The following is a 16,874-nucleotide window of genomic DNA, read 5'->3' on the forward strand; positions in this document are numbered from 1 at the left end:
CTGCTTTCGGTTCATGGAACAAATAGTTCGGTCGGACGGAAATCAGAAAGGGTGAATCATCTATGTCATTGGATAAGACACAAAACGAAACACCTCATTATATCAAAGTGAATGAAAATGATAATGTGGCGACGATCGTCAATTCAGGGGGATTAAAGGAAGGAACGACATTCTCTTGCGGGCTTCAACTGAAGGAGTATGTGCCAGAAGGCCATAAAGTAGCGTTGACCGATTTCGATCATGATGAAGCGATCATCCGTTACGGGGAAGTGATCGGCTATGCCGCAGCTCCGATAAAAAAAGGCAGCTGGGTGAAAGAAGCGTTTGTGAACCTGCCGACACCTCCTGAATTGGATGATCTGCCAATCGCAACACGAATACCTGAGGAACAGCCGCCATTAGAAGGGTATACATTTGATGGCTATCGCAATGCGAATGGCAGCGCAGGAATTAAAAATATCCTCGGTATTGCGACAAGTGTTCAGTGTGTGGTCGGGGTCCTTGATTATGCCGTTGCAAAGATCAAAAAAGATCTGTTGCCGAAATATCCTAATGTCCACGATGTAGTGGCACTCAACCACCACTATGGATGCGGTGTCGCGATCAATGCGCCTGAATCCGAGATCCCGATCCGTACGCTCCAAAGCATGTCGGCCCACCCGAACTTCGGCGGGGAAGTCATGGTCGTCGGATTGGGCTGTGAAAAACTTTTGCCTGAACGGCTGATCCCGGGTGATGACAAACAGCTCAACATCCTCTCCTTGCAAGACCAGCAAGGATTCACAAAAATGATCGACGCCATCATGGGAATGGCTGATGAGCGGTTGCAAAAGCTGAACCGGCGGGAGCGGGTGACCTGTCCGGTTTCAGACTTGGTGGTCGGTTTGCAGTGCGGTGGGAGTGACGCTTTCTCTGGTGTCACGGCTAATCCTGCTGTCGGATACGCTTCTGATCTGTTGGTCCGAGCCGGTGCGACGGTTCTGTTTTCAGAAGTGACAGAAGTCCGGGATGCCGTCCATTTGTTGACGCCAAGAGCTGTGAATAAAGAAGTCGGGCGTGCGTTGATTGATGAGATGAAGTGGTACGACGAGTATTTACAGAGGGGGATGGCGGACCGCAGTGCCAATCCGTCCCCTGGCAATAAAAAGGGTGGTCTTGTCAATGTCGTTGAAAAGTCGCTCGGATCGATTGCGAAATCGGGAAGCAGTCCGATTTCCGGTGTGTTGTCACCAGGAGAAAAAGCAACAAAGAAAGGGCTAATATTCGCCGCAACACCAGCCAGTGATTTTGTCTGTGGCACATTGCAGCTCGCATCCGGCATGCACCTTCAAGTTTTCACTACAGGCCGCGGGACACCTTACGGATTAGCGATGGCGCCCGTCATCAAGGTATCGACGCGCAATACATTGAAGACTCAGTGGGATGACTTGATCGATGTCAACGCCGGAAGGATCGCGACCGGAGAGGCTACCATCGAAGAGGTTGGCTGGGAGATTTTCCATTTCATATTGGATGTCGCGAGCGGCCACAAACAGACCTGGGCCGAGCACTGGGGAATCCAGAACGACTTGAGCCTGTTCAATCCAGCACCGATCACGTAGTTTCATTTAGGTAGTTAATGTATTTAGACTAATAATTTATTTGAAGTGACCTTACTAGAACGTCACTAAATATATTTCTTTCATTTTTTAACGATAAGTCGTAAAATAACTAGTGTACAAAATAATATTCATTGTTTATGAACTGGAAAATTGTAGCTAGGGTTCCGCTGTAAATATAGGTCTGTGACCGAGGGCTACATCTTTTACAAATGTAAAAGGCACCTATTGACATAAAAGGTCCGAGGGGAAAGGTTCAGCGTATTTGTCATGCGTTGGAATCTTTCCTTTCGGGCTTTTGTATTTTAAAGGAGGTTTTGATCATGAAGAGAATCGATCAATTAAAAGCAGGTGTTGCTGTCATCATTTTGAACGAAGAGAATGAGGTTTTGTTACAAAAAAGAGCGGATGTAGGGCAATGGGGAATCCCTTCAGGTCATATCGAAATTGGAGAAACTGTTTCTGAAGCAGCCATTAGAGAAGTAAAAGAGGAAACCAATTTGGATATTCTGATCAAAAAGTTGATTGGTGTCTACTCCGATCCTGGATCCCAAGTGTTCGCCTATCCAAATGGTAAAGTAGTACATTTTATAACAACTTGTTTCCTTGCTGAAATTACAGGTGGAGAACTTAAATGTAATTCAGATGAATCACTTGAAATCAAGTTTTTTGGATATCGAAGCCTGCCGCAAGACTTATTGAACATGCATCCTCGATGGTTAAAGGATGCACTTGCTGAAAGAGAACAGGCATATATCCGTTAAAGTGAAACCAGGCTCTTATTCAGTTGTTCCATTGACTACTTGGAAGCCTCTGAAAACTTATTACTTAACCCCCAAAATTAAAAGTTCAAATTAATAGAAAAAAAAGAATAACAATAATATTCAGAAAGTTTTATTGACATATAAATCTATTTGTCTTACAATTGAACAAAATTAAGTTATGACAAATTATAAAGGTGAGATTAATGAATTCGAATCAAAAAGAATTAAATATAACATCGGTGAAAAAGAAAACGCTTTCAAAGCAAGTTGTTGACCAAATTATCCAGTTGTTGAAAAATGGTCATTTCAAATCTGGTGACAGATTGCCGCCAGAACACGTTTTGATGGAAAAACTGCATGTGAGCAGGCCGGTTTTACGTGAAGCCCTGAGTTCTCTTGAAACACTTGGGATCATTCATCGCAAAACACGTGAAGGGACATTCTTTTCAAAGAGAATCGGGAGCGAACCATTCTCATTAATGTTAGCGCTTTCAACCGGAGATATCCCATCCATTATGGAAGCAAGAATATCCATTGAACTTGGATTGATTACATTAGCAGCAAAGAAAATCACGGATAAGCAATTAGAAGATTTGAGAAAAACAATCGAAAAAATGGCTGAAAATCCAGATGATTACTCTGGATTTGATAAAGAATTCCATCGAATTATCGCTTACAGTGCAAACAATGCAATTGTAGAGAATCTAGTAGATCCACTATTGAATATGGTAGATCAAGTTTTGAGCCAGGTTTCAGGTGAATATAAAGATCATGAAGCAACACTGGAACAACACATTGCTATATATAATGCTCTTAAAAAACATGATGTATTGGAAGCGTCTTCAAAAATGTATAAGCATCTTGAATACGGCCGCCAAAAAGTCATGGCCATCATTAATAATGAAAAATAATTAATAAATGAGAAAGGGAGTTGTGAAAATGGAAGAGAAGAGGCAAGCACCGACTGGGATTTTGGGATTTCCAGTTGCACCTTATAACAGGGAAGGGAAAATTGACGAAAAAGCGTTGGGTCATACATAGGAAATTTGATAGATGAAGGCCTTTCAGCCATTTTTATTGCTTGTGAATCCGGTGAATTTCAATCTCTCAACAGAACCGACTGTTTTTGAAAATGTAACACCACAAATGACAATGGCTCAAGAAGAGATATTCGGACCTGTTTTAGCATTGATGAAAGTGAGTAGCATTGATGAGGCGCTATCGATCGCGAATGATGTGGAGTATGGATTAAGTGCATCTATATTTACAAGGAACATTCAACATATGCTCTCATTTGTTGAGGATATCGAAGCAGGGCTTGTTCGAGTCAATGCTGAGAGTGCCGGCGTAGAATTACAAGCACCGTTTGGAGGGATGAAACAATCAAGCTCTCATTCCCGTGAGCAAGACCAGGCTGCAATCGAATTTTTCACTCCTTTTAAAACAGTATTTATAAAATAATTGAAAACAGGTGATGGGTATGATGAAGGTATCGATAACGGCAAACAAATTCGATTTGTCAGACAATGATTTGAAACAGATGAGTCAGCTTGGTGTCGATTGTATCGACTTTGGAAATGGCGCATCTTTTCCGGGAGTCACCGAACAAGGCTTCCCTGACCTTGATGAATTATTGAAGCAAAAACGACGGATTCGCTCATGGGGCATGGATATTAACCGTGTGACCTTGCCGGATATAACAGATGAATTTATGAAAGGTAAACAAGGGAGCGAACAGCAGATTGAATACAGTGTCAATGCTGTAAAAGTTTTCGGAGAAGCTGGAATTAAAATTGTCAGACAACGTTATGCTGGAGATGTTTTTCCAGGATTGACCACAAATTATCAAGCCGTACAAAGAGGTGGGGCTATATCACGAGGAGAAAGCCTGGGTTTTACTAAGTTGAAATCTGAAAAACCGACGCTTGAAGAATCGGAGCAATGGCGGAGCAAATTCCGTAAAGTCTACAGCAGAATTGTTCCAGTTGCAGAAGATTATGATATCAAAGTTGGCATGCATCCATCGGATACGCCAAACCACGATACACCATTTGGTGGATTGGGCTACCACCGTATTATTGACGAATTCCCAAATAAAAATGTTGGTTATATTTATTGTGTAGGGACAAGGGCCGAAGAGGGAGGCAGTTCGCTCGTATTGGACGAAATCAATCACTATGGTCGAAAGGGCAGGCTTTTTCTAATACATTTCAGAAATGTACGCGGTAGTTTACCAACAGCAGGTGCTTTTGAGGAAGCTTTGCTCGATGACGGAGACATGAATATGTTCAAGATCATTTTAGAGCTTCGAAAAATAGGCTACGACGGATGTATTAATCCGGATCACGTACCGCTTATGGAAGGTGATGTACCTGATATGAGCAAAAGCTGGGCTAACTCTAACATTGGATGGAGTTATTCAAGTATCGGATTTGCCTATTCTATTGGTTATATTAAAGCTTTACTTGCAGCATTAACAGAATTTGAAGGGTAATGCATACTTTTCTTAATAGTTTTTGAAATTAGTATAAATAAGGGGGAGGTGTTTAAACATCTAGGATCTATTCACGAGTGAGGTTTTTCTTAATTAGCTTCATAATACTAATGTAAGGGGATGTACTAAATTGAAAAAAATCTTTTCATTTGCCCTAGTATTCTTATTAGCGGGAGTTCTTGCAGCTTGTTCAAGCATTCATGAATCAGCATCAAGCTCGTCAGAAGGAACATCAGATTCATCGTCTGATTCTACTGAAAAAAATGAAGGTAAATTCCCGAACAAACCTATCAATATCATTGTTGCATATGATGCAGGTGGCGGAACGGATACGACAGCACGTTCATTACAGCCGTATCTCGAGAAAGAATTGGGAGTACCAGTGAACATTATAAATAAACCAGGTGGCAGTGGCTGGGTTGGTTGGACCGAAATCGCCAATGCCGAACCTGATGGGTACACTATAGGATATCTTAATTCCCCGAACTTTGCAAGCGGTTTAATTAATCCGACAATGGAGCGAAGCATTGATTTAGAAGACTTTACAATATTATCAAACCATGTAGCAGATCCGGGGGCGATCGTAATCCGAGTGGATGAAGATCGATTTACGAACTTTAAAGAATTAGTAGACTATGCGAAAAAACATGAACTAACAACCACAGCAACCGGTGTTGCAGGTGATGATCACTTAGTCACATTAAAATTAAACAAGAAGCTCGGTACAAAATTCAGAGCCATTCAGTTTGAAGGGACAGCTGAATCAAGAACTGCCTTCCTAGGTGGACATGTTGATGTTCTGATCACTAGTGTCGGGGAAGGTTATACAATGCACCAGAATAAACAACTAGAAGTAGTAGCTATAGCAGCGAATAATAAATCATCATTCTTACCCGAAGTCCCTACAATTAAGGAAGCTGGTTTTGATGAAATAATCTCTCAGTCTACGAGAGGATTAGTAGCACCAAAGGGCATCGACTCAGAAAAAGTAGAAGTACTTCAACAGGCGATAGAGAAAGCAATCAAGAGTGCAGAACATCAAAAGAAAATGAAAAAGGTAGGTACCCAGGTTGACTTCGCCAATGGCCAGGATTACATGAAACTATTACAACAGGATATAGAAGATGTCAAAGAAATAAAAGATTTACTAGGGTGGTAATACATGGGGCCCGGGTTGTATAGCCCGGGTCTTTCTATTAATAATCATTATAGTAAGGGAGCTGTTTTGGGTGAAAAACTTTGGAATGTGGATAGGGATTGGCATCCTTTTATTTGCAAGTTTTATATTTTGGGCATCTACACCTTTACAATATTATGGCCAATATGGTCCTGGGCCTGGTTTATTCCCTGCATGGCTGAGTGGTATGCTCGCACTGTTTTCTATATTGTACATTCTTGACTGCTTAAGGAAGGAGAATAATATTTCAATCTCAGACATAATTCCGAAAGGGAAGGTATTATTTCGAATCTTGACAGTCATTGCATCAATTATCGTTTTTATTGTGATCGCCCCTTTCACGGGATATGTGATTGCTGGCATCATTGTGATGGTTATGATGCTCCTTCCTGATTTTAAATGGTACTCGACTCTTGCCATATCAACTACAGTAACCCTAGTGCTGTTTCTTGTGTTTAAAACATTACTCAATATACCGTTGCCAGCAAATAGTTTGGGATGGTAAAGGAGGGGCGATAGTGGACACATTCAGTTTATTGATGACAGGATTTGAGATAGCGTTTACGTGGGAAAATTTATTATTTTGTCTAATTGGAGTATCGATAGGGATGTTAGTCGGCATTTTACCTGGGTTAGGTCCAAGTGCAGGCACCGCCCTGCTCATTCCAATGACCTTTGGAATGGATCCAATTTCGGCAATCATCATGTTGGCTGGGATTTTTTATGGGTCTATGTATGGAGGGACAATTACGACAATTCTAGTTAATGTTCCAGGTGAAGCAGCCTCCGTCATTACAAGTTTAGACGGATATCCGATGGCTAAACAGGGTCGTGCCGGTGTAGCTCTTGGAGTATCCGCAATTGGATCTTTTATTGGTGGTACTGTTGCCATTATCGGTGTTACCTTGGTTGCTCCACAGTTGGTCAAGTTTGCGCTGGCTTTTGGTCCTCCTGAGTTTTTTGCATTGATTGTTTTTGGAATGACGATGGTTGTGGGACTTGCTGGAAAATCCCTCATTCGTGGTTCAATAGCGGTATTGCTTGGTTTGACGTTAGCAATGGTTGGAATGGCGCCAGGCTCTGGAGTAGTAAGGTTTTCATTCGGAAGCATGCATCTAATTGAAGGTTTTAATTTTGTTACGATTGCGATGGGGTTGTTCGGTCTCTCAGAAATATTGTTAGGTATTGAACAGCAGATGAAAAAGCCTGAAAATCCCCCAGTTGTAAAAGGACTTTTTCCTACCAGGAAAGAGTTGAGGCCTTCTCTGATGTCGATTGGGAGAGGGACAGGATTAGGTTTTTTTATGGGGCTCATCCCGGGAACGAGCTCTGTTGTGCCGGCATTAATGTCATACTCTATGGAAAAACGTCTAACAAAAGATCCTAAACGTTTTGGGAAAGGGGCGATTGAGGGTGTTGCTGGACCGGAAACAGCTAATAACTCTTTCTGTGGTGGTGCATTAATTCCATTATTTTTATTAGGTATTCCAAGTTCAGCAACTATGGCCGTATTATTAGGGGCATTCATTTTACACGGGCTTCAACCTGGACCAACGATGTTTGTGCAACACCCTGATTTTGTGTGGGCAGTTATTGCCAGCATGTTCATTGGAAATCTACTATTATTATTCATGAATTTACCAATGGCTAAGATGTGGGCGAAAGTAGCAAGTGTTCCTTTTAAATTATTGTTCCCTATCATTATTGCGATCTCAATTGTCGGAACCTATTCCATCAGTAACAGCCTATGGGACGTCGGAGGCTTGTTAGCGTTCGGCTTGTTGGGCTACTTCTTAAAGAAAGCGGATATTCCTGTTGCACCGATCGCTTTGATGTTTATTTTAGGTGATCTAATGGAAAAATCATTGCTGCAGTCATTAGCTTTATACAAAGGGAATTTTCTCGCAATCTTTACTCGTCCAATATCCGGAACATTTTTAGCATTATCTATTTTGGCAATCACACTCAGTATTTTTGCAGGGTTTAAAAATAAAAAGGATAATCTAGTAGATGTTGAAGCATAAAAAGTGAACTTGCACATAACCCTGTCAAGTAGACAATACAAAAAGAGTATTTAAGCTGCGGCCCTTTCTCGATAATCAATCGGGGAAAGGCCGTTGAATTTTTCTTGAAAGCAATCCTGATTATAAAATAAAATATATTCTTGTAAAAGCTATTAGCTAAACCATTCCAAAACTCGCCGACTCGGCGGGTTTTTATTTTTACTTATTTTAAAAAATTAAATTTGAAAATTTCAAAAAATTAAAAAGGGTAAAGTGCTTTCATGGAGAATAGCATTTATAAAGACTTAATAAAGTCATTGGAAAAAGTAAGTAATTCAAGGAGAATTCGGATGAAAAGAACAGGCGACTTGAAGTTGATCCAGGAATTGAACCGCTTCATCATACTGGATACGATTAGGAAAAAGGGACCGATATCCAGGAGTGACATTGCCAAATTTAATAAATTAAGCCCGACCACCGTCACTTCAGCTGTTTCTGAATTGATCAGAGACGGCCTTGTCCAAGAAGGAGGGACAGGGGAATCAAAAGGAGGCCGGAAACCGATATTAGTCAGGTTTGTTCCTGACAGGCACTTTATCATCGCAGTATCCATTACGAATTCCAACATAACCATCGCTGAAATGAATTTGGATGCCAAGGTTTCGAGGAAAGAAACGTATCCAGTCGGAACATTGAAGGGAAGTCAGCTTGTCGAACACATTATAACAAGCTTAGAAACCTTTTTATTGTACTATCTTGATCTTATTCCATGCATCGGAATATCCATCATTACACCAGGTATCGTCGATCCTGCGAACGGAGTGATCCGTTACAACCCGAAATTGGACCTGAAGGACGTTCCATTGAAAGATATCGTCCATGAAAAGTTCCACCTTAAAACGATCGTTGACAATGATTCGAATGCACTGGTGCTCGCTGAAAAAAACTTCGGTGATTACAAGGATCACAAAAACCTCATCTATATTACGGTTGGAGAAGGGCTTGGTGCAGGGATCTATGTAAACGGTTCCATTTTCAGGGGATTTCATGGCGGCGCTGGCGAGTTCGGGCATATCAGCATCGACCGGAACGGCATCAGTTGTGACTGTGGTAACAGAGGGTGTCTTGAAAACTATGTGAATTGGCCAGCGATCTACTCTAGAATTTTATCTGCCATTGCGCGAGGCAGGAAAACGATCATTTTCGAAATGACGCATGGAGATATGAATCAAGTCACAATTGATACCTTCATAACAGCTCTTCAAAAGGGTGATGGGCTGGCAACAGAAATCATGTATGAAATTGCAGATTATCTCTCAACGGGGATCATCAATCTGATTAACTTGTTTAACCCGGATATCATCATCATCGGAGGGGATGTGTTCTGTCATGATCATTCTTATTTGAAAAGAGTGGAGAACCATGTAAAGGAAAACGGCATGTCGATTTTGACGGATGGTTTGAAGGTGAAGCCGTCATCTCTCGGTGAAAATTTTGAGCTTGTAGGGGCTGCAGCCATCCTATTGAATGAAGTATTTCAATTTTCTTTAGCTACTTAATTTTTGCAGTGGAAAAAGTTATGAGGTCCAACGAAAAAATCGCTTGATAAAACGTGAAGGAATGGAGTCTGATCCATAAAAACTAAAGGGGGAAAATCCAATGAAACGAATGGTTTCACTATTGTTGATGTTGATCATGTTGGCTGCGTGTACGCCAGCTGATACTATTTCATCTAATGAAAAAGAAGGGACAGCAGAGGATCCTGTGACGATTTCATATTTCCGACCAGGACTTGAACAGCCGAATGCCAAGGAACCTGTAGAGGAATTGATTAAACAGTTTGAGGAAAAAAATCCAGGGATTAAGGTCGATATCCAATCGGTTGGCTGGGGAGAATCGTATCAGAAGCTCGTGACCGGTTTCAGCAGTGGAACTGCACCTGATGTCATCCATGGTGGGACTCGATGGGTGGGTGCATTCGCTGCGATGGACGGAATACTACCACTGGATGAGTATGCATCAGAAAGGCTCTCTCTCTATCATGATCCACTTCAAGAGGCAGTGACCTACAAGGATAAAATTTATGCGATTCCGAGATCTTTCTCTGCACGTGCCATCATCTACCGTTCGGACTTGATTCCGGAACCTCCGAAAACCTGGGATGAACTGGTTCAGGTTGCGAAGAAAGTGCAGGAAGAGAATGAGGGAATGTATGGGTTTGCAGTCGCAGGGGCAAAACACGTCTCTACGACAACACAGTTTTTCAACTATGTGTTCCAAAATGGCGGGGACGTTTTTGATGAAGATGGGAACCCGGTCTTGAATTCAAAGGAGGCGGTTGAAGCGCTTCAATACTATGCAGATTTATACACGAAGCATAAAGTAGTTCCAAATCCGATCGAGTACAATCGTGAGCAGCTGCCGGTCTTGTTTAAAGAAGGAAAGATCGCTATGTTCGTTTGTGGTCCTTGGGCAAAGGCCAGCATGGGATTGGAGGCTGACAACCCGGAAACGCCGTTTAAAACAGCGGTGCTGCCGAAAGGAAAAGAGATGTCCAATACCCTTGTTTCCGACTCCTTGATGGTATCTGCGAAGACAGAGCATCCGGAAGCAGCATGGAAGCTGATCGAGTTCATGACATCTCCAGAAGAACAGAAGAAACACGATAAAGAACAAGGCATGGTACCGATCCAAAAGGAAGAAGCGAAAGATCCATTCTTTAAAGAGGATCCATATTTCGCTCCATTTGTAGAAATGGCTACGATGGGTCAAGGGCAGCCAGTGCCTGCAGCATGGGAGCCATTCCAGGATGTCGTCACTGAGGCGGTCCAAAAAGCGTTGAATGGAGAAGATCCGCAAAAAGCATTGGATGAAGCAGTCGAGAAAATCAAGAAAGAGAATTTAGCACCAACAAAGTAGGGCTTCAAGGGGTTGGCTCAAACATCAGCAACAGCATTTCAAGCAGAACCAAAAATTTCTGAATGCTGTTGATTCGCAGGAAGTCGGATACCAATGGGCCATCCCCTTGCCCACCTGATAGGAGGTCTTCAAATTGAAAACAGAAGTGGCAAAACCGATCAAGCCCCTCCCATCGGATAAGGGACGCTGGCGCTTTTCTCCAGAGCATTCTCCTGTACTGTATTTGCTTCCGATGCTTGTGTTCATGGCGGTCATGATAGGTTATCCGATTGGACGTGTCATCTACCTTTCGTTCACACAAAACATTTTGACGAGACCTGATTTGGGTGTTTCGTTCATCGGGTTGGAAAATTATCTAAACTTATTCACATCCGGTGAATTCTGGGAGACTGCATTGAGGACTGGCCTATGGACATCCTTGTCGGTCATCGGCAAGACGTTGGTTGGGTTTTTGATCGCCTGGTTGCTGGCGAAGGATATCGCCTTTAAAAAGTTTTATATTTTGCTGCTGCTGATTCCATGGGTGACGCCGATGGTCGTCGCGGCAGTCGCATGGAGATGGGTGTATGACGGACAGTTCGGGATGCTGAACTGGATTCTGATGGAAGCCAATATCATCAATGATCAGGTTATTTGGCTTGGAGGCAAAATGTCCGCCTTTTTTGCAACCGCCGCAACCGATATGTGGCTGGGCATTCCGTTCATGGCCATGGTGTTCCTGGCAGGGCTGCAAGCGATCCCGGTTGAGCTGATCGAATCTGCTGATATGGACGGCGCATCTTCATACCATAAAATGCGCTACATCATTTTACCGTTGATGAAGCCGATCACCCTAGTCGCTACGACATTATCAGCGATTTGGACCTTCAATTCATTCGGTGTCATCTGGCCGTTGACAAGAGGAGGGCCCGTCAATGCTACAGAGACGTTGATCGTTGATGCCTATAAGCGGTCCTTCGGCTCTTTCGACCTAGGAATGGGTGCAACGATCGCTGTTGTCATATTCCTGATTTTGCTTATGTTCACGATTGCGTATAAACGATTGTTGATGAAACAGGAATCTTAACACCATTGGAGGTGAAAAAGGATGACAAAACACTTGAATCACCTGTTCATCCATGCGACGCTCTTGTTCTTGTTCACTTTGCTGTTGTTTCCGGTCGTCGTCATGTTCTCTACATCCCTTCAAACCTTTGAAAATATTTTTTCATGGCCGCCGGATTGGATTCCGGCAAACCCGCAGTGGGTGAACTATTTCAATGTTTGGTTCGGAGACTATCAATTCAGTTTGCCATTTTTCAATAGTTTATTCATATCCACCTTTACAGCTGTCATTACTATTGTGCTGGCATTTCCAGCAGCTTATGCGCTAACACGGTTCACATTTTTTGGCCAAAACGCTTTATTGTTCATCGTCCTTGTGACCCAGATGTTTTCGCCTATCGTTTTAATTGTAGGGCTCTACCAGCTCATGCAAGCTTATAATCTATTAAACACGTATACGGCGATCATTATCACGAACTGTGCGTTCACGCTGCCGATGGCCGTATGGCTGTTGCATGGCTATCTGAAAAATGTCCCTGTCGAACTGGAGCAAGCGGCTTCAGTGGATGGGTGTTCACGGGTAAAAGGAATCATTAAGATCATCGTGCCATTGTCGGCGCCCGGCATTTCAATGGCGTCCATCTATGCCTTCATCATGTCGTGGAATGACTTATTGATTCCGTTGATTTTCATTTCCAAATCAGAAATGCGGCCGATCAGCCTGGCGCTGACAGACTTTGTCGGTCAAAACGTGATTTATTGGCATGAAATGATGGCGGCTAGCATCATATCGACGGTACCGATCGCAGTGATGTTCAGTTTTGTTCAAAAATACTTCATAAAAGGCTTCATGTCCGGAGCCGTAAAAGAATAGAAGGGAGAGGTTTCAATGCATCATGTTCTAATTCTGGGAGCAGGCACGATGGGGAAGGTGCATGCTGAGGCTTATGCTGAGATGGATAATGTACAAGTAGTCGGGATTGTGGACAGTGATTGTGAAAAAGCTGGCAAGATCGCATCACCATTAGGTGCCCCGATCTTTGCATCAGTCGATGAAGCACTATCCACACTGGATTATTTTAATGTGGTCGATATATGCTTGCCAACGTTAATGCATAAAGAGATGGTCTTCAGGTTTGCGGAAATCGGCATCGATATCATCTGCGAAAAGCCGATTGCCCGTACTCTAGAGGATGCGTGGGAGATCATCGAAGTCTGTAAAGAAAAGGACGTAAAGCTATTCGTCGCACACGTGGTCCGTTTCTTCCCTGAATATGAGCTGGCGAAGAAACGGGTTGAAGAGGGGGCGATAGGGAAACCTGCAGTGGCTCGTACGTTTCGAGGAGGTGTCTTTCCGACAGGCTGGAACGATTGGTATACCGATTTTAACCAAAGTGGCGGCTTGATCCTCGATATGATCATCCATGATTTCGACTATTTGCGATGGATGTTCGGGGAGGTAGAACGAGTCTATGCCAAAAGCTTGTTAGGAAGGAATATGCTGCGTGTTGATTATGCCCTGGTCACCCTTCGTTTCAAAAGCGGAGTCATCGCCCATGTGGAAGGCTCATGGGCTCATGAGGGATTCACAACGAGATACGAGATTGCTGGACAGACTGGAATCATCGACTATGACAGTGCAAAAGAAACGCCGTTCATTATGAAGAGCAAGATGGTTGGAAAGGGGATCGGCGGAGTGGCGGTTCCGGAAAGTCCCTTGAAAAAGAACCCTTATCATATGGAGCTTGAACACTTTTTGTCGTGCATCGAACGAAATGAAGAACCGAAAGTGACTGCAGAGGACGCGTATAAGGCGGTAGAAATTGCGGTTGCCGCCCTTGAGTCGATCCAATCCGGAAAGCCGGTTGCTCTGAATTCAGAAAAGGTACACCCGCGAGTTTAAGGAGGAGTTCTCATGAAAATCGGAATCATAAGTTTCGCACATATGCATGCTTATAGTTATGCCAGATCCATTCAACAGATCGACGGAGTCAAATTGGCTGGTATTACAGACGACAACACTGTCCGTGGTACAAAAATGGCTGACACTTTCCAAACCCAATACTACCGGGATGTCGATTCATTGCTTAGCACGGAAATAGATGCAGTGATCGTCACATCGGAAAACGTCCATCACGTCAATCATGTAGTCGCAGCAGCACAAGCAGGGAAACACGTCCTGTGTGAAAAGCCATTGGCGACCACTATCGGAGATGCCAAGAAAATGATCGCTGTGTGCAAAGAAAACGGCGTCATCCTCCAGACAGCTTTTCCAGTCCGTTTCAATACCTCGATCCTTCGGGCGAAGGAGCTGGTTGAAGCGGGGAAGCTAGGACGGATCCTCGCCATGAAAGGAACAAACCGGGGAACCAATCCAGGCGGCTGGTTCATTGATCCGAAAAAATCCGGCGGCGGTGCGGTGATGGACCACACTGTCCATGTTGTCGATATCATGCGCTGGCTGATGAAAGCAGAGGTAAATGAAGTCTATGCCGAAGTCGACCATCTGATCTCCGAGGAAAAGATTGATGATTGTGGCATTCTTTCATTGGAATTCACGAATGGCGTGTTCGCCACATTGGATTGCAGTTGGAGCCGCAACAAGACATACCCGACTTGGGGGGACGTCACGCTTGAAATCATCGGCACAGATGGCACCCTCTCGATCGATGCGTTAGCCCAGAAAGTGGATGTCTACTCTGATGACAAAGGATTCTTCTGGGATTTTTGGGGGGATGACATGGACTTTGGGTTGATCAAGGATTTTGTTGCAACTGTAATGAACAAGAAACAGCCTTCCATCACTGGGGAAGATGGGATGCGGGCCGTAGAGGTGGCACTCGCCGCTTATGAATCGGCATCCAGGAAAGAGCCAGTAAACATTGGTTGAATAAAGGGATTTTAGATAACTAAAAACGTTTCAATGTGGATTGGAGAGGGTGTGAATGAACAAAGGCATAAATGCTTGGTGTTTCCCTGAATCCTACTCAATAGATGATATATTCAAATCAGCCAGGGACCATGGCTATGAAGGGGTGGAGCTGAACCTCGCTGATGATCCATCTGCACCATTGCCGTTGAATATGAATGAAGGACAATTGATGGATATCAAACAGGAAGCTGTGGACGCTGGACTTTCCCTTCCAAGTTTATCGACAGATTTATTATGGAAGTACCCGCTGACAGATGAGGATGAAAGTGTACGTGAGAAAGGGATAGCCGTTGTTGAAAATATGATCTGGATAGCGGAAGTTTTTGAAGCGAAAACTGTTTTGGTCGTGCCGGGCATCGTCAATGAGCAAGTATCGTACGAAAATGCGTATGGAAGGTCCCAGGAATCATTGAAAAAGTTGCTCCCAATTGCCGAAAAAGCTGGCATTACAATCGGAATCGAGAATGTCTGGAATAAATTTTTATTAAGTCCAATTGAGATGCGTCAGTTTGTCGATGGATTTGAAAGTCCGAACATTGGGGTTTATTTCGATGCCGGCAATGTATATCCTTACGGATACCCAGAACAGTGGATCAGGATCCTTTCTAACCGTATAAAATCAGTTCACGTAAAAGACTTTAAATCAAGTGTTGGAAATATAAATGGGTTTGTTCCACTTCTGGCTGGAGATGTAAAATGGGAACGCGTAACGGAAGCGCTTGATGAAATAGGTTATGAAGGATTCATCATTCCTGAAATCCCTCCACACCAACAATTTCACCACCCCTTCATGAGAATCCTTTCGGAAACGATGGACGAAATCTTTCCTTTTAAGATGCGACAGGGGGGTCAGCATGAATAACATCAAACCCTACGCGATCGGACTGGATATCGGCGGAACCAACATTACCGGGGCAGGCATCGACAAAACGGGAGAGATCCTTGAGAAAATATCCATCGATACAAATCCTGACACCTGTCCAGATGAGGTGTTAGAGCGAGTCTACAGTTTGATTGATAAGCTGTTAGATAAGAGCAATGTCCAGATAGATGAATTGGCTGGAATCGGTGTAGCTGCAGCTGGTGTCATCGACTCGAAAGAAAAGGTGATTGTGTTTGCCAATAATCTTGGTTGGCGAAATGTCTCGATCGGCAGGTTGCTGCGTGAGCGATTTGATCTACCGGTCAAGCTGACCAATGATGCGAATGCAGCTGCCATCGCGGAGTGGATCTGGGGAGCGGGAAAGGGCTGCCAAGATATGATTTATATCACAGTAAGCACTGGGATCGGTTCTGGCATCATAAGCAACGGGCGCTTGATCACCGGAAGCGGCGATAGTAGTGGTGAATTCGGACACATCTCCATCAATCCCGATGGACCGCAATGTTTATGCGGAAACAAAGGATGTATGGAAAGGTATGCTTCAGGAACGGCCATTGCTGAAAAAGTGCAAAGCCAACTTGAGGCAAGGGTGCACCCCCATATGTTATTTGACTATGAAAAAGAAACCCTGATCACGTCTAAAATAGTCGGAAAAGCAGCGGAACAAGGCGACGAGCTTGCATTGAATGCATTCAAAGAGGCAGGCTTCTATCTTGGGATCGGGATGATCAATCTGATCAACCTGTTTAATCCTGAGGCGATCATCCTTGGTGGAGGCGTCATGAAAGCCCGACGCTTTATGCTCCCCACAATCAAAGAAACGATCAAAGAAAGGGGAATACCAGCTTTGACGAAACGGGTGCAATTATCGATTTCCTTATTAGAACAAGAGGCAGGCGTTCTAGGCGGTGCCGGCCTATTCTTTATGGGGCAACCAAGTTTTAGCGATAACTCCGCATTTATGTAAGAAAAATTTTAAAGCAGAAGTATAGTCCTGCCAGGGATTGTAGGAAGAGGATAAGACCTTCCTACAATCCCTGTTTTGTTGTTACCGATGCCG

The 16,874-nt window shown here is 43.6% G+C and carries 15 protein-coding genes and 3 pseudogenes; 17 read left to right on the plus strand and 1 reads right to left on the minus strand.

The genetic code is table 11. The features are described 5' to 3' along the window. Positions 1-62 precede the first annotated feature (62 nt). From garD to ACJROX_RS07970, 9 genes and pseudogenes are all read left to right on the plus strand, one after another. Complete coding sequence (gene garD, locus ACJROX_RS07930; protein ID WP_408010208.1) at positions 63-1,601, plus strand: galactarate dehydratase; 1,539 nt, start codon at positions 63-65, stop codon at positions 1,599-1,601. A gap of 320 nt (positions 1,602-1,921) precedes the next feature. Continuing rightward, positions 1,922-2,362, plus strand: a complete 441-nt coding sequence (locus ACJROX_RS07935; protein ID WP_408010209.1) for an NUDIX domain-containing protein — start codon at positions 1,922-1,924, stop codon at positions 2,360-2,362. Between the two features lie 203 nt (positions 2,363-2,565). Next, positions 2,566-3,273, plus strand: coding sequence for a FadR/GntR family transcriptional regulator (locus ACJROX_RS07940; protein WP_408010210.1), 708 nt, complete (start codon positions 2,566-2,568; stop codon positions 3,271-3,273). A gap of 28 nt (positions 3,274-3,301) precedes the next feature. Continuing rightward, positions 3,302-3,474, plus strand: a pseudogene (locus ACJROX_RS07945) (dihydrodipicolinate synthase family protein); the annotation flags it as partial. A gap of 1 nt (position 3,475) precedes the next feature. Then, a pseudogene (locus ACJROX_RS07950) lies at positions 3,476-3,823 on the plus strand (aldehyde dehydrogenase family protein); the annotation flags it as partial. Positions 3,824-3,845: 22 nt separating this feature from the next. Further along, a complete protein-coding gene (locus ACJROX_RS07955; RefSeq protein WP_408010211.1) occupies positions 3,846-4,856 on the plus strand; it encodes a mannonate dehydratase in 1,011 nt (336 codons plus the stop codon). Between the two features lie 130 nt (positions 4,857-4,986). Continuing rightward, on the plus strand, positions 4,987-6,015 hold the full coding sequence (locus ACJROX_RS07960; protein ID WP_408010212.1) for a tripartite tricarboxylate transporter substrate binding protein: 1,029 nt from the start codon (positions 4,987-4,989) through the stop codon (positions 6,013-6,015). A 70-nt stretch (positions 6,016-6,085) separates the two neighbouring features. Continuing rightward, on the plus strand, positions 6,086-6,538 hold the full coding sequence (locus ACJROX_RS07965) for a tripartite tricarboxylate transporter TctB family protein (protein WP_408010213.1): 453 nt from the start codon (positions 6,086-6,088) through the stop codon (positions 6,536-6,538). A 13-nt stretch (positions 6,539-6,551) separates the two neighbouring features. Then, positions 6,552-8,057 (plus strand): tripartite tricarboxylate transporter permease, encoded by a 1,506-nt coding sequence (locus ACJROX_RS07970; RefSeq protein ID WP_408010214.1) that lies wholly within the window; start codon positions 6,552-6,554, stop codon positions 8,055-8,057. A 50-nt stretch (positions 8,058-8,107) separates the two neighbouring features. Here the strand turns inward: ACJROX_RS07970 and ACJROX_RS07975 are convergent. Then, a pseudogene (locus ACJROX_RS07975) lies at positions 8,108-8,203 on the minus strand (IS3 family transposase); the annotation flags it as partial. A 183-nt stretch (positions 8,204-8,386) separates the two neighbouring features. Between ACJROX_RS07975 and ACJROX_RS07980 the strand changes: the two are divergent. From ACJROX_RS07980 to ACJROX_RS08015, 8 genes are all read left to right on the plus strand, one after another. Then, positions 8,387-9,595, plus strand: a complete 1,209-nt coding sequence (locus ACJROX_RS07980; protein ID WP_408010215.1) for an ROK family protein — start codon at positions 8,387-8,389, stop codon at positions 9,593-9,595. 100 nt (positions 9,596-9,695) lie between these two features. Further along, positions 9,696-10,955 (plus strand): ABC transporter substrate-binding protein, encoded by a 1,260-nt coding sequence (locus tag ACJROX_RS07985; RefSeq protein ID WP_408010216.1) that lies wholly within the window; start codon positions 9,696-9,698, stop codon positions 10,953-10,955. Positions 10,956-11,088: 133 nt separating this feature from the next. Then, the gene (locus ACJROX_RS07990; protein ID WP_408010217.1) at positions 11,089-12,021 is read left to right on the plus strand and encodes a carbohydrate ABC transporter permease; all 933 of its coding nucleotides are present in this window, start codon (positions 11,089-11,091) and stop codon (positions 12,019-12,021) included. 21 nt (positions 12,022-12,042) lie between these two features. Further along, complete coding sequence (locus ACJROX_RS07995; protein ID WP_408010218.1) at positions 12,043-12,873, plus strand: carbohydrate ABC transporter permease; 831 nt, start codon at positions 12,043-12,045, stop codon at positions 12,871-12,873. Positions 12,874-12,888: 15 nt separating this feature from the next. After that, entirely contained in the window at positions 12,889-13,902 is a 1,014-nt protein-coding gene (locus ACJROX_RS08000) for a Gfo/Idh/MocA family protein (RefSeq protein WP_408010219.1), read from the plus strand. Between the two features lie 12 nt (positions 13,903-13,914). Beyond that, entirely contained in the window at positions 13,915-14,889 is a 975-nt protein-coding gene (locus ACJROX_RS08005; protein ID WP_408010220.1) for a Gfo/Idh/MocA family protein, read from the plus strand. A gap of 55 nt (positions 14,890-14,944) precedes the next feature. Continuing rightward, positions 14,945-15,793, plus strand: coding sequence for a sugar phosphate isomerase/epimerase family protein (locus tag ACJROX_RS08010; RefSeq protein WP_408010221.1), 849 nt, complete (start codon positions 14,945-14,947; stop codon positions 15,791-15,793). Beyond that, on the plus strand, positions 15,786-16,781 hold the full coding sequence (locus ACJROX_RS08015; protein WP_408010222.1) for an ROK family protein: 996 nt from the start codon (positions 15,786-15,788) through the stop codon (positions 16,779-16,781). The genes ACJROX_RS08010 and ACJROX_RS08015 overlap by 8 nt, the downstream gene beginning before the upstream one ends. Positions 16,782-16,874 lie beyond the last annotated feature (93 nt).

Source organism: Pseudalkalibacillus sp. A8 (genome assembly GCF_045920555.1).
GTDB lineage: Bacteria > Bacillota > Bacilli > Bacillales > Fictibacillaceae > Pseudalkalibacillus.

Excerpts from the sequence above, each read along its gene's own strand:
- ACJROX_RS08005 (WP_408010220.1), top strand. The coding sequence starts at position 13,915 with ATGAAAATCGGAATCATAAGTTTCGCACATATGCATGCTTATAGTTAT.
- garD (WP_408010208.1), top strand. The coding sequence starts at position 63 with ATGTCATTGGATAAGACACAAAACGAAACACCTCATTATATCAAAGTG.
- ACJROX_RS07935 (WP_408010209.1), top strand. The coding sequence starts at position 1,922 with ATGAAGAGAATCGATCAATTAAAAGCAGGTGTTGCTGTCATCATTTTG.
- ACJROX_RS08000 (WP_408010219.1), top strand. The coding sequence starts at position 12,889 with ATGCATCATGTTCTAATTCTGGGAGCAGGCACGATGGGGAAGGTGCAT.
- ACJROX_RS08015 (WP_408010222.1), top strand. The coding sequence starts at position 15,786 with ATGAATAACATCAAACCCTACGCGATCGGACTGGATATCGGCGGAACC.
- ACJROX_RS07980 (WP_408010215.1), top strand. The coding sequence starts at position 8,387 with ATGAAAAGAACAGGCGACTTGAAGTTGATCCAGGAATTGAACCGCTTC.
- ACJROX_RS08010 (WP_408010221.1), top strand. The coding sequence starts at position 14,945 with ATGAACAAAGGCATAAATGCTTGGTGTTTCCCTGAATCCTACTCAATA.
- ACJROX_RS07985 (WP_408010216.1), top strand. The coding sequence starts at position 9,696 with ATGAAACGAATGGTTTCACTATTGTTGATGTTGATCATGTTGGCTGCG.
- ACJROX_RS07955 (WP_408010211.1), top strand. The coding sequence starts at position 3,846 with ATGAAGGTATCGATAACGGCAAACAAATTCGATTTGTCAGACAATGAT.
- ACJROX_RS07940 (WP_408010210.1), top strand. The coding sequence starts at position 2,566 with ATGAATTCGAATCAAAAAGAATTAAATATAACATCGGTGAAAAAGAAA.
- ACJROX_RS07995 (WP_408010218.1), top strand. The coding sequence starts at position 12,043 with ATGACAAAACACTTGAATCACCTGTTCATCCATGCGACGCTCTTGTTC.